General features: G+C 44.5%; 13 protein-coding genes. 6 read left to right on the top strand and 7 right to left on the bottom strand.

What is annotated here, in order from left to right; genetic code table 11:
* Positions 1–93: 93 nt before the first annotated feature.
* Entirely contained in the window at positions 94–912 is an 819-nt protein-coding gene (locus QUB44_RS06695; RefSeq protein WP_333364692.1) for an ion transporter, read from the top strand.
* Positions 913–924: 12 nt separating this feature from the next.
* Here QUB44_RS06695 and QUB44_RS06690 read toward each other — a convergent pair whose 3' ends face one another.
* The 7 genes from QUB44_RS06690 to QUB44_RS06660 all read right to left on the bottom strand — a co-directional run bounded on the left by QUB44_RS06690 (position 925) and on the right by QUB44_RS06660 (position 8,346).
* A complete protein-coding gene (locus tag QUB44_RS06690) occupies positions 925–1,899 on the bottom strand; it encodes a TIGR03885 family FMN-dependent LLM class oxidoreductase (protein ID WP_333364689.1) in 975 nt (324 codons plus the stop codon).
* Between the two features lie 187 nt (positions 1,900–2,086).
* The gene (locus tag QUB44_RS06685; protein ID WP_333364686.1) at positions 2,087–2,938 is read right to left on the bottom strand and encodes a DUF1206 domain-containing protein; all 852 of its coding nucleotides are present in this window, start codon (positions 2,936–2,938) and stop codon (positions 2,087–2,089) included.
* 207 nt (positions 2,939–3,145) lie between these two features.
* Positions 3,146–4,219 (bottom strand): AI-2E family transporter, encoded by a 1,074-nt coding sequence (locus tag QUB44_RS06680; protein WP_333364683.1) that lies wholly within the window; start codon positions 4,217–4,219, stop codon positions 3,146–3,148.
* Positions 4,212–5,075: an HAD hydrolase-like protein gene (locus tag QUB44_RS06675; RefSeq protein WP_333364680.1), complete on the bottom strand. Its 864-nt coding sequence runs from the start codon at positions 5,073–5,075 to the stop codon at positions 4,212–4,214. The genes QUB44_RS06680 and QUB44_RS06675 overlap by 8 nt, the downstream gene beginning before the upstream one ends.
* 241 nt (positions 5,076–5,316) lie before the next feature.
* Entirely contained in the window at positions 5,317–6,735 is a 1,419-nt protein-coding gene (locus QUB44_RS06670) for an Nramp family divalent metal transporter (protein ID WP_333364676.1), read from the bottom strand.
* A gap of 49 nt (positions 6,736–6,784) precedes the next feature.
* Positions 6,785–7,819 (bottom strand): RRXRR domain-containing protein, encoded by a 1,035-nt coding sequence (locus QUB44_RS06665; protein WP_333364673.1) that lies wholly within the window; start codon positions 7,817–7,819, stop codon positions 6,785–6,787.
* A gap of 299 nt (positions 7,820–8,118) precedes the next feature.
* Positions 8,119–8,346, bottom strand: coding sequence for a hypothetical protein (locus QUB44_RS06660; RefSeq protein ID WP_333364669.1), 228 nt, complete (start codon positions 8,344–8,346; stop codon positions 8,119–8,121).
* Between the two features lie 444 nt (positions 8,347–8,790).
* Here QUB44_RS06660 and QUB44_RS06655 point away from each other — a divergent pair, with 444 nt between their 5' ends.
* The 5 genes from QUB44_RS06655 (at position 8,791) to QUB44_RS06635 (ending at position 13,256) form a co-directional block, all read left to right on the top strand.
* On the top strand, positions 8,791–9,651 hold the full coding sequence (locus QUB44_RS06655; RefSeq protein WP_333364666.1) for a formate/nitrite transporter family protein: 861 nt from the start codon (positions 8,791–8,793) through the stop codon (positions 9,649–9,651).
* Between the two features lie 97 nt (positions 9,652–9,748).
* The gene (locus tag QUB44_RS06650; protein WP_333364663.1) at positions 9,749–10,363 is read left to right on the top strand and encodes a hypothetical protein; all 615 of its coding nucleotides are present in this window, start codon (positions 9,749–9,751) and stop codon (positions 10,361–10,363) included.
* Between the two features lie 235 nt (positions 10,364–10,598).
* Positions 10,599–11,639, top strand: coding sequence for a hypothetical protein (locus tag QUB44_RS06645; protein ID WP_333364660.1), 1,041 nt, complete (start codon positions 10,599–10,601; stop codon positions 11,637–11,639).
* A 78-nt stretch (positions 11,640–11,717) separates the two neighbouring features.
* Entirely contained in the window at positions 11,718–12,335 is a 618-nt protein-coding gene (locus QUB44_RS06640) for a hypothetical protein (RefSeq protein ID WP_333364658.1), read from the top strand.
* A gap of 81 nt (positions 12,336–12,416) precedes the next feature.
* A complete protein-coding gene (locus tag QUB44_RS06635; protein WP_333364655.1) occupies positions 12,417–13,256 on the top strand; it encodes a hypothetical protein in 840 nt (279 codons plus the stop codon).
* The last annotated feature ends 141 nt before the right edge of the window (positions 13,257–13,397 follow it).

Here is a 13,397-nt window from a genome sequence, read left to right as displayed (position 1 = left end):
AATAATCGCCCACGGCTTTACTGTTGTGCCGTTGGCGAAAGCTTATGCTAAAATGCAGCGTAAAAGACAAACTTCTAATGATTTGGTAGGTAGATGAACACCCCCAACCTGGCAGAAAAACAAGCCATAGAACAAGAGCAAAGCGAGATTTTTCAACAGCTAGAAGATTGGCTGGAAATTCCTATGCTGGTGCTGGCATTTGTGTGGCTAGCCCTATTTATTATTGAGTTAATTTGGGGATTAAACCCACTGCTAGAAGTCATTAGCACTACTATTTGGATTATCTTTATTGCAGATTTTCTACTTAAATTTGCCTTGGCGCCCCGCAAAATTTCCTATCTCAAAAGCCATTGGATAACGGCTTTTTCTCTGCTGTTGCCTGCTTTGCGTACCTTGAGGATTTTACGAGTTGTGCGAGCATTCAAAACAGCACGGGCTGTACGAAGTTTGCAGTTGTTGCGAGTTATGACTGGTACGAATCGAGGTATGCGGGCATTAGCTGCGAGTGTTAGCCGTCGCGGATTTGGTTATGTCGTAGGACTAACGATAATTATTACCTTGGTAGGTGCAGCAGGGATGTATGCTTTTGAAAAAGATGTCGCCGATGTTTCCTCCGGGTTAAATAATTACGGCACAGCCTTATGGTGGACGGCAATGCTAATGATGACAATGGGTTCGGAATATTGGCCCAAAACGCCAGAAGGTCGCATACTTTGCCTTGTTTTGGCACTCTATGCGTTTGCGGTTTTTGGTTATGTAACTGCGACCATCGCCACATTTTTTATTGGTCGCGATGCAGAGGATGACGAAGCAGAATTAGCAGGAGCGAAATCAATTGCAGCACTTCACACTGAAATTGCTGCCTTGCGAACTGAGATTCAGCAATTATTGAATCAGAATTCAAAGTCTTGAATTAGGTAGATGCTAAGATCGAGTTTTGGTCAGCGCTGGCACTACTTTTTCGCCAAATACCTCAATAAACTGCTCTTGTTCTCGGTTAACGTTGTGCAAAATTAGTTGATCAAACCCCAATTCAATATCTTTTTGCAACCACTCAATATGCTGCTCTTGGTCTGCCGAAACGCGGACGTGTTGATATAACTCTTCAGGTTGCACAAACTCCCCGGCGGCATCAAATTGATCGGGTGTTATCAGTTCTGTCAGCATTTTGCTTTTGAAGATATTACTACGCCATTGATGATGAGCGCCTTGTAGTGCTTTCTCTGCATTACTGTTATAGGAAAGCTGCACTTTCAAAATCATTGGTTTCCCTTCTCCACCACCGCGACGAAACGCATCGACGACTTTTTTTAACTTTTCAGGTGGGCGAGAAGTAGTAATTAATCCATCTGCCCAACTGCCCAACCATTCTGCGGTTTCTGGGGTAACTGCGGCACCAATAATTAATGGGAGAATTTCCGGGCGGGTATAGAGTTTTGCGTCTTCTACGCACACTAAACCTCGATGGGTGACGGTTTCTCCTGCCCAAAGGGCGCGGATAATATCGACACATTCTTTGAGGCGCGTGTTGCGATCGCTCTTGGTAGGCCACTTATCCCCAGTAATATGTTCGTTCAACGCTTGACCACTGCCAACCGTCAGCCAAAAACGATTTGGAAACATTTCGGCCAACGTTGCCGCAGCTTGGGCAATAATAGCCGGATGATACCGCTGTCCGGGAGCGCAAACCACCCGATAGGAAAGCGTCGGCGTTGCTTGCATTGCTGCACCCAACCAAGACCAAGCAAAACCACTTTGTCCTTGCGCTTCACTCCAAGGATGAAAGTGATCGGAAGAAAGGGCATGGGTAAAGCCAGCTTGTTCTGCCATTTGGACATATTTCAGCAGTTCGCTGGGTTTGAATTGTTCGTGGGAAGCATGATAACCAATTTGTGCCATAAGTTTTTAGGAATTTTGAGTTGAGTAGGGGCGGTACCCCCGTGCCCGCCCTGAGTTGTGAGTTAAAATCTCCCGACTTAAAAGCAGATGATTGAATCAAAACCCCTTATAAAAGTTATGAGTTTGGAGTTAGATAAGTAAACAAAATCTAACTCAAAATTCATAACTTTCTGTATAACGGGCAAGCTTATGAACGGAAAATTCGCCGATAGCGAGCTTCAATTACCGAGTAGATACCATAGGCAATTAAACCCAAAGGTACTAGAGCCAAAATCACTGGACTAAAAGGCTGTTGTGCCAGAATTCCCAACACATCGCCCAATCCCTTCGTTTGACTGGCATCCGATAGCCTTGCTGCTTGAATTAAGAAAAAACCGATTATAACGAAAACAACTCCACGGGCAGCAATTCCGAATCGACCCAACCGTGTCGCCCAATGTTGCTCGGTTTGGCTCATTTCATCTAGCTTGAAATGGCGACGAAATTTGGCTTTATATGCTTCGTAGAAATAAGAAAAACCTACGCCAATAACAATTGATCCCGCCAATCCTACCAGCCATTGTCCAAACGGTTGCGCTAAAATTTGGGCTGTCAAATCTTGGGTTGTATCGCTATTACCACCGCCCGAACCCATTATCAGTTTTACAGCAGTTAAAGCCAAACCTGCGTAAGCTAAAGCACTTAATGCGTAGCCAATGCGTTGGGCAATTCGCTTGGCATCCATTTTCTGTCCTTGGTGTTCTGGGTCGAGAATTGTCTGAACGATACGCCAAAGGGCATAACCAATAATGCCAATCGTTACAAGAAATAGCAGAAATTTACCGAACGGTTGGTTAACAATTTCTGATAATGCACCGCTAGTATCTGTTGTCCTGCCGCCCATACTAAAGACGGCTTGTGCTGCTAGAAAACCGACAATAAAGTAAACTAAGCCTTTGGAAGCATATCCCAATCTTGCCAGTCGCTCAAACCAGGGATGAGAAGCTGCCTGTCCAATTGACTGTTTAATGTTGTCGGTGGATGAGTTGTCTCGTTTCATATTTTTTGACAATTTAGTTGTTCACGACTGCTGCCATAGGCAATGGTGCATTCCTTTCCAGTTAACTGAGTTTTTAAACAAATAATTTATGTTATTATCTATTAATTAATAGCTTGTTTAGAGATTTTTGTCATCTGTCTTGAGCGGGAGTCTCATCGGTTGATTGATTGATAAACTTCACATAAAGTGGGCTTGACAAATATAGCTTTATGGGTTATCTGCTGGCTTCCCTGATGGAGCAGTCTGCCAGCGGTCTAGTATATCTTTGATTAAAACTTCTTTAACCCAAATTTGAATAACAATGAGAATTGGTAGCGCTAAAAATAATCCCAAAAAACCAAAGAAGAATCCGAATGCTGTCAAGAGAGCTAAGGTGTAAGCGGGAAGCAGAGATACCTGCTTTTCCATAATGATAGGTGTGATCAAGTTGCCTTCAATTTGTTGAATGAGGAAATAAAGCAACAACACCGCGCCTGCTTTTGAAGGCGAATCTAATAAAGCCAGCAGCAGCGGTGGAATTACGCTTAAAATTGCGCCCAGATAGGGAATTAAGGCTAATATGAATGCCAGAACCCCGTTCACAAAAGGCAGTGGAACTTGCAAAACAAACAAACCAATAATACTCGTAATACCAATAAAACTCATGCTTAATGCAACGCCTGCCAACCAACCCATTAAACCCTCTTCGCATTTTGAGAGAATTTCATCGGCTCGCTGACGGTAAAAAGCCGGAAAAAGGCTGATAATTGTGTGGCGGTATGGCATCGGATTTACCAGAAGCATGATTGTCAAAACGGTAATTAATAAGGTATTGATAATCAAGCTTAGATAGTTGGAAAACCACAGATAAATATGCGAACTTGTCCACCGAAAAAGCGTTTTAATTTCTTGGGTTAAATCGTCAATACTGGGAAGGTTATCAACAATTTGTCCGGGTAATCTTGCTTGCAACCAATAGATCCCAACTCGCAGTTGTTCTATTCCTAGCGGGACGAGTTGGGACAACTCTTGAAATTGATTGCTCAGGCGCGTTACGATGAGAGTTAGCAAGACAGCGATCGCTGTGACTAGAATCGCAACAGCTAAGGCGATCGCCACTCCCCGCTTCGCACCCGACTGCTGCAATCTTCGCACTAAACGGTTGAGAGCGATCGCTAAAATTACGGCAGTGAAAAACAGTAGAATAATCGCTCTAATTTTCCACAAAATATAGAGCGAGGCTACCAAAGCAAAAAAACCGATACACTGTCCTAAACCCACAACAAAAGCCTCTTTATTCACCAACACTTAACTGGAGTAGGGAGATTTTTTTGGCTAAACTTTCTACAGCGAGAGTGAGCGATCGCATCAATTCCGAATCCTCACTGTATTCTGCGGAAGCCAAATTTATCACCCGCTGACTTTGGCTAATTTCTATTTCTCGATTCCAATCTTGTGCGGTACTATCTTTATAAACTCCAATGGCTATTCCCTGTTGTTCATTCAAAAGCGAAAAACAAGGAATATCTGATGCCCCATCACCCACATAAATGACTTGCGTTAGCGGGATGTGCAATTCTTCCGCCGGAACATCCCGATAAACAAATGTCTTGCCATCCTCTTTTGGATCGTTGTCAACGCCTTTGGCAAGTTGGAACAAATAGCGAGTTTTTTCCGTGTGAGTCACAATTTTTTTGAGAAACTCAATCTCGCCCTCTTTACCATAATGGAACTCGCAACCCCACATCGCCTTAAACTTGGGGGCGATGCAATTATTGCGGGCAATTTCCACCATACCGCAGCTAATTAGATAAAATTCAACTTCCACTTTGGGGTTGATTGCATAAGCGCTTTGACGTAGGCGATCGAACATTTCCGGAACGCCATCAAAGGGCGCTAATTTTTTCCCAACATTTGCTAGATATTCCTGGGTTATTTTGTTCCCTTGACGCTTAGATTCCTCGATAATTGCGTAAAATCTGGCTATAATTTTGTCCCAACCGCTATCGATTAAAGGTTGAATTCGCTGGCGACGAAAGGCGAGCGCATCAATATTGAGGCTTTCTAACAGACTATCGACGGTATCGGGGACAAGGGTATCGTCGAAGTCAAACACGACGGCGATATAGTTAGATAAAGGTTTGGTTGCGAGAGTCATAACAATTTGAAAGTGAAGGTTAACTAACAACAGCAACTTGATACTTGCGATTTTCCCCATTTTGGGAAATAGTTCCCAAACAGGTAAAGTGTAAAAACTGAGATATTGCACTAATGTCAATAATGGGATTTTTCGTGGAGTCGGGCGGGTTTATTTAACCTGTTTGCAAGCTTTAAGACTATTGGTGAACCCGCCCCTACAGGTCCGGCACGAATGCTGCAATATCTGAGAAAAACCCTGTTTAACTTCCTCCTCCACTCGTGCCAATTATACCGGTCAGTTGTAAAAGATAGATAACTGCAAAGCAGGCAAAGAAGATCCCTGCAATTACCGTTCCACCCCAGATAAACTTCGAGGGTCGCAATTCCTTGGGCAGCATTCGATGATTCACATAAAGCGTTAATCCAGTCACAATGGGAATGTGAGCTGCTTCAATGCCTCCAGCCATTTGTAACAAGGAAACGGGTTCGCCGAAAATCAGATAAATCGCAATGGGTAACACAGCTAACAGCACTATAATATAAAATCGCTGCAAAAATTTTTCATTCGTCCAACGACCCTGCACGCCAAATCCTTGCAGTAAAATTTGTGTGCCATCGGCAAACATCCGCCCAAAGCCATCTTGCACTGAAAGCGTGGTGCTACAAAAAGTAATAAAAACAATTGCCACCATAAACCAAAAGCCAAATGGCCCCCACAGGTCGCCTAGCAAACTACCCAAAATTTCTGCTACTTGTTGTTCTTTTGGCACTAATCCTTGGGGACGCAACAACTCGCTACCGAGAATCAAAAAAGCGAGTGCCGCTAACAGCGCACCCACGACTGCTAAGGTGTTGGATAAACTCATTAAAGTCACCCAACCCTGCAACCTTTTTACTTGTTCGTGGCCGATTTGATTAAAATCAAGGGGTTGTTCTTGTTTGAGGGAAGCAGCACCGTATCCTCTGGCTTCCACCCAATAGGAATACCACATCAATCCTGCTGCCCCTGCTAGCATAAAACCCAGCCAAGGTAGGATTTCTTGATATTGCACGTTTTGGGGAATTTGAGGCACTAACCCCGCTGCGAATTGTCGAAGGTTGGGAAAAACAAAAATCGCCGCGGCTACTACTGCCAACGTGCGGCCGATGCCGATAATTGAGGAAATTTTTTCAACAACTTTATACTGCCCCATGAACACAATTGCTGTCGTCACAGCGATAATAATCACCGTCCAAAGTTTAACAGTTCCTCCTGTTACTAGAATCAGTGCTGTAGCGGCGGCACCTGCAAGTCCGGCAACCGTGGAAATTGCTACTACCACCTGCGGCAATAAAATCAGCCAAATCGTCCAATTTTTTGGTCCAGGAATTTGCTTAAAACCTTCTAAAATTGTTGCGCCCGTACAAACCGAAAACCGCCCGACTTCGTTGTTGATAAACCACTTTAGGATAACAGCCGCTAGCAGCGCCCACAACAGCGAGTAGCCGTAAAGTGCTGCAATTCGAGGTGTAAATAGTAACTCACCAGAACCAGCAGCCGACAGCATCCATAAAAAACTCGGCCCCAACCATTTAAAGCGGTCCCAACCCTCTGGCGGCTGCGGGATTTGTTGACTTGTATTTTCACTCTGTTGGTTAGTTATTTGTGCAGAAGAACTGCGATCTATATCTCTATTCATTGAAATTTCTGGGTGTGAAACCCCGTGCTTTGAGCATCGGCTTTACAGATTAATTTGCGGAGCGCCACGAATTGTAAGACAAAAACTTACAATCTGTAGGCGCTGCATTTTGACACAATCGCTTGCTTGTTTTTAGATCGTGCAAACTAATTGTTTTTCGGTGTGGGTCTTTCTTTGTTGGCGACTCTTGCCAACCCCCAACATAACAGAACCCATATTTAGGGTGTTTAACGATTGAACCGCGCTTAAATTCTGCACTTAAAGTTCCGCCGTACCGAGAGCGGACATGACCAGTGGAATGCTGCAAACGATGGAGCTGTCTGCGATGAAACTCCAAAGGGATTACTTCTATTAGCTCGGTGTTATCGGGCTGAATATGTCCTCCGATATACCAATTAGCTAATACCCAAGAGTCAACGCAATGAGCCTCAAACAAGTTTGACAGCTTTTTTTTAGACTTGAGGAGTCCTAAATCTTGACGCATTTTACAGGTGTCAAAGCCCTGTCTAATTTCCAGGTGAGCAATTTTCTCAATTTCCGAGTAGAACCATCGTTTACCTACCTCCAGAGGACTAAAACTTGTATTCCATTTCTTAGCTCCCTTCCAGGTTTTTGCTTTAACGTCTTCTACAACAAATGTCGATATCGGAAACATCAAAGTCAACCATTTGGCAATCCTTAATTTCCACTGCCATCTCGCTTTAGTCGATGGGGGGATGCGATTTTTATTAACCGAGCGATTAGTTCGGTTTTGACGGCATGGAGTATTGCGAAACCGCCTACCACGTCGCATATTTCGTCTGACCTCAACGCGCTCTTTTACCCAATCAATTGCATGGGTTTGGATGTTTAAGTAGGTATGTGTTCTGGATTTAACGGTAAATCCTTCACGCTTACTACCTGGGTCAATGCCAACTGCAATTGGTTGATAGTTGTGGCTTAAAGGTTTTGCATTCAGTCGAACACAAAATACTCCTTTTTTAAAAAACGGCGTAGCTTTGCCCGATTCGATCCAACGTCTAGCCCGAGCAGGGGTAGTTGGCATCAGGGGACGGTTATTGCTGCCTACAACTGGTACAAACATTGACGGTAAGTCCTATTTCTAGGTGTATATTTCCCTTCGCCACTGACCACCAGAGAGGTTAAAAACTAGGGAGGCATTCTTAACGTCTTGCGGGATACCACTCCCAGGCAGTTCAGTAATTGGCTAGACACTTTTTTAGTCCTGAATTAAGAAGGTGGTGAGTCTTCCTCTTTTCAAGCCCCACGCCTTCAGGCTGGGGTTAGTGACTGTTATTACTCGATTAGTAACTGGTCAACACCGATCGATTTACCCACGATTTATGGTGAGGTTAAAATTGTGGATTTTCATATTCCGGTGCTTCACAGCTTGTTAAAACGACGCTTGCTGGTGGCTTTTCCCCAAAGCCCGATTAAACCAAAGACAACTGCGATCGCCAGCAAAAACGTTAGATTGAACTGAATGTCAAAGCCACTTGCATGATTGTGCCAACGTAAAACCCACAGCAGGTCTTTGCCAATTGCAAATGACGGTACGCGCCAAGCCAAAAAAAGTGCTGGTAGTCCCAAAAAAACGGCAATGTCCACCACGAATACGATCGCACTCAGCCTTGACTAGGTTCTCAAGTTTGAGAGAGGACTTTTCCTTCCCAATTACAGCGAGCGAACCAGCTAGAAGCATCCCCAATCGCATTCGTGGTTGAATTTTTGAATGGGTCAGGTTTTCTTGTACTTAACGAATTAATTTTGTACAAAGATACCTCCTAAGACTGCCACTCTTACATTTTCACCCTACACCTATGTCGGGCAAAGATTGTGCAAAATTAAACCAAATAGCCAAATATCTTACTTAAGATATATTGCTTTTACATTCAATTTTAAAATCACCCAACTTAAGATAGATGCTGCACGGCTATTTTTTCTCTACAGAGACTTTTTAGAAAAACCCAAAGCTCATTCTCAGGTTAGGCGCGTCGCTATTGTTTAGTTTGTATCCTGAGAACAACGAAGTTCATATAATTTAACAAGAGCGAGATGACACAAAATAGCGATCGAGCCAGCCAAGCAATAGAATTGCTGGGTCAACAAAAGTTGGAACTAAGCGATCGCGATCGTGAAGAGATCATTGAGCGCATCCGTCCCACTGCCTTAATCATTCACGAAACGATTAGGATTGAGGGTGAAAGTGAGTTGTGCCGTCCTGTTTCAGCCCTAGCTTGGTCTGGATTAGCCGCAGGACTATCTATGGGATTTTCCCTGGTGGCTCAAGGTGTACTCCAAGCAAATTTACCCCAGCAATCTTGGAGTTCCATCATTGTCAGCCTTGGGTACAGTATCGGCTTTGTCATCGTGGTGATGGGGCGTCAGCAGTTGTTCACTGAAAATACTCTGACTGTCATTCTGCCTTTGTTAAACGATCGCAGACGCAAAGTTTTTATGCGAGTGCTGCGATTATGGGCAATTGTGTTAGCAAGCAATTTGTTAGGTGCATTCATATTTGCCTCAATAGTTGCACAGGCTGGAGTCTTCCCGCCTGAATTTCAAACAGCGTTTGGCGAAATAGGTTTAAGAGTTATCGATGGAGGATTTTGGATAACTTTATTGCGGGCAATCTTTGCTGGTTGGTTAATTGCTTTAATGGTCTGGCTTCTCCCCGCCGCTGAGTCTTCCCAACTGTGGGTAATTGTTATCATCACTTCCCTGGTTGGGCTAGGTGAATTTCCTCATATTATTGCCGGATCGGTGGAAGTTTTTTATGCAGTGGCAATTAAAGCTGTTTCGTGGCCAGAATATTTTGGCAAATTCATGATACCTACCCTAATTGGTAATATTTTAGGCGGAGTTACCTTGGTCGCTTCCTTAAACCATGCCCAAGTTGCTCAAGATGACCTCTAGAAATTGAGTTCAAATAAACCACAGAAAGGGCATCGAGAATCCCGATTTCTCTAAGAAGTCGGGGATGTGTTTGTTATCTTAAGATAGAAGGAGAGTGATGATGACTACAAACTGGGGTGGCTATCGAGTTGCAGCCTGGGTAGGACAGGCGTTATTAACAATAGCAGTAATAGCTGCTCTGAGTCAGGGAAAATGGCAAAATGCCTTGGGGTTAGCCTTATTCTTAGTAGCATCCCTGGCGTTTGTGGTGATGGACGATCGCTTGCCAACGCTGTTTGATTTCCTGTTTGTGCTTGCTGCCTTACTCAACGCCGGAGGCTGGGTTTTGGGGCTGTTTTACCAACCGGGACCTTATGATGAAATTGTTCATGCTTTCACGACTTTTGCCGTGACTTTAGCATTGAGTTTTTTAGCATACAGTTCAATGCTGACTATTTTTCGTAACCATAAACTGCTGTACTTGCTAACAATAACCAGTTTTGGGATTGCGATTGGTGCTTTGTGGGAAGTTGCCGAGTGGACGGCTGGTATTGTTCTCTCAACCGAAGTGATTGAGAGCCTGAATGATACGATTGTTGATTTGATTATGGATAGTTTGGGAGCTGCAATAGCTGCCCTAACTAGCTTATGGACGTTGCAAGAATGGATGCGCCCCAGTGCGACAGTGGAAAATCAAGCATCTATCGCCAATAGTCCGAGCGATCGCACTTAACTCAAAGCAAATTCATCATTTTTTCTTCAATCATCTTTCATCAGATAGATATTTTCTTATTGCCTCCGACAGATGGCAAGCTTTGGAGAGTTGAGATTAAATGTAGAGAGATAAACAAGTTTTGAGAGAATGTAGAACACAGACAATCGACCTTTAGCCAAAGTCAATTTTTAATAATTAATTTAAATTTTCACGTTACTGCAAGAGGTTGGTTGTTGCGATTTAGGAGGATTTTATGAAAATAAAATCATTTTCAACGGCAATTGGACTGGTTATGTTGGGTTCAACCCTTTATTTACCGGAAATTGCCCAAGCTAGTCCCAAACCCTCGATCCAAGTAGCTCAACGAAGAGTAGTCGGCTCTGATATCGACAGTTTTACCGCGTATCCAGTACAGCGATTAGATCCGGGAACAGAACTCTTTTTCGTGCTGCGAGGAACCCCGTATTCTAGAGCTACCTTGACTATCCCAAATGCAGTGCAAAATCTGCCGATGCGGGAGGTTCAACCGGGAGTTTACGAGGCAAGCTACATGATTCGCGAGGGCGATCGAATTTCCGAAAATACAGTTGTGCGGGCAAATTTGCAACAAGGCGATCGCATCAGTAGCACCCGCTTGCAAGAACCTCTAGTTGCTGGTTATAGCGATCGCGGCTTTCAATCTTTGTCTATTAACCGCTTCAGTGCTCAACCAGTACAGCAGTTAGATCCGGGAACCACGCTCAATTTCAAATTGCTCGGCACTCCTAACGCTACAGCTAATTTCTCCATTGAAGGAGTTGCTTATAACATCCCCATGCGGGAAGAATCCAACGGCGTTTACACAGGGGAATATACGATCCGCAGCCAAGATTATTTCCCCCCTGCGGGTGCAGCGGTTACGGCTAGTTTGCAGTCGGGAAATCAAGTTATTCGTTCCCGTTTAGATCGAGAGCTAATTGCTAGCGATGATGGCAGTTCCAACACTGCCGAAATCCCGCTAGAAATTATCACTCCCGAAGAAAATGCTCGCGTCAGCGGGACGGTTGAAGTGGAAGGACGCAGCGCCCCAAATGCGACAGTTAATGTCAACGTTCAGGCTACCTCTTCGGTGGCAGGTTTGTTTGGAGTTGAACGAAATATCCTTGAACGCACAATTCGGGCGGATGAACAAGGTAAATTCAGTTTTGCTTTTAAGCCGACCATTTCTCTACCAGGAACCCGATACGAGGTGAATCTCAGTTCTAGTAGAGGCGATCGCACCAGCGAAGAAACTTTGGTACTGTTTCAAAATTGAGCAGCGACTCGCGACTATTTGCCGCCAAAAATCTGGCAAACCCTGACTAAATTTGAAAGATTCCATCAGGAGATATCTATGTATGAACTAAATCGCTGGAAAAAAACGCCAGGGATATTACAAATCATCTCTGGAAGTTTATTAATCGCGCTGCCAACGGTTCCTCTTGTGGCATCAGCAGCTCCCGATCCTACACTCAACCCCTGTCCTAAGATTTACTATGAAGAACCTTTTAACAGTAATGTTCGGGTTTCTCAAGGATGTCCGCCTAATGCTGCAAGTCAAAGATTGAATCAGCAAGAGTTGGGTCAAAATATGGTTCCTCCCGCGAGGCGAACCAATGTTACCCAACCACCTTTGCCAGAAACAAGACAGACTCCCCTTGCCACTGTCACACCAATGGCAGGTGAGGTGAGCGTGAAATTAACAAACAGCACAAATACCCCGATTTCCTATCAGGCGATCGGGCATACTGAATCCCGAATGCTAGGGCGCGGAGCTGAAATTGTTCTGCAAAATCTACCAACGCCTGTGACTGTCACAATGGTGCGCGTAGATGGAGGGCTGCTGAAAGTTATACCCATGTCTAGTTCTGAAAAAGGGATGCTAGCAGTTTCAATAGATGAAACGAGTAACTTTGATGGCAATCAAGGAGTTCTAAGAATTCAACCTGACGGTCAAGTGTTTTTGAATTAGGTTATAAAAAGACCCGGTTTTGAACACGAATTCTGTAGCTTCATCAACAAAATAAACAGAAAAAATCTTGGAGGTTTTTCAATGGTTAATAATCGTTTGAACAATTCCACTCAAAAGCTCTCAAATGCTAAGGGAGGAGCGATCGCACTCGCACTAGCAGCTATGCTGCTTCCGGGTTGTACTACCCCACAGCGGCAAGCAACGGCACCTGTACCTGCACCTGGAACACCCGGTTCGGTTGCCACGACAACCGAGAATGTGGTTGATAACACAGCACAACTGCTTGGCAAAACTGTGACCATCAGAAGCGAACCAGTCAAAAAATTGGGGCCATCGACCTTTACAGTTAGCGATCAGGAGTTTTTTGGCAGCGAACCGATTTTGGTTGTCAATGCCACCGGCAAGCCTTTTGTGCTGCCGGCTGAATCAGGTCAAGAAGTTCAAGTAACGGGAACAGTTCGCAATTTTGTCCTTGCAGATATTGAGCGCGAGTACAAATTAGGCTTAGAGCCAAACTTGTACGCCGAGTACGAAACTAAACCTGCGATCGTTGCACAATCGATGGCGCTAGCCCCCACACCGGGGGAACTCACCTCAAATCCCCAAAAATACTACGGCAAGACACTGGCGGTCAGCGGTGAAGTCGAAACCCTCAGAAGTCCAAACTCGTTCACTTTGGATGAAGACAAATTAATTGGCGGACAAGACTTGTTAGTGATACACACAGTTCCACAACCAAGCGTGCGAGAAGGTGAGAAGGTTGCCGTAACCGGCGAGTTGCGTTCGTTTGTTCTCGCTGAACTTGAGCGGGACTACGATCTGCAATGGGATTTGACCTTGAAGCAGAAGCTAGAAGCCGAGTATACCAACAAACCTGTCTTAGTTGCTACAGGAGTATATCCCTCAGCCATTCCTGACTAACCAATAGACCTCTCTCATAACTACTGCGGGGTAGGTAGGCATCATGCCTGCCCTTAACCGAGTTTTATGGAGAAGTCTAATAGCTAACCACAAGGCGATCGCGATCGCCAGGAAGACAAGCATAACCTCTTTCTTGCCTCG

Origin of the sequence: Microcoleus sp. AT3-D2 (genome assembly GCF_036705715.1) — a bacterium.
Classification (GTDB): Bacteria; Cyanobacteriota; Cyanobacteriia; order Cyanobacteriales; family Microcoleaceae; genus Microcoleus.
The sequence above is the reverse complement of the archived record's forward strand: the minus strand, read 5'-3'. Positions and strand labels throughout refer to the sequence as shown.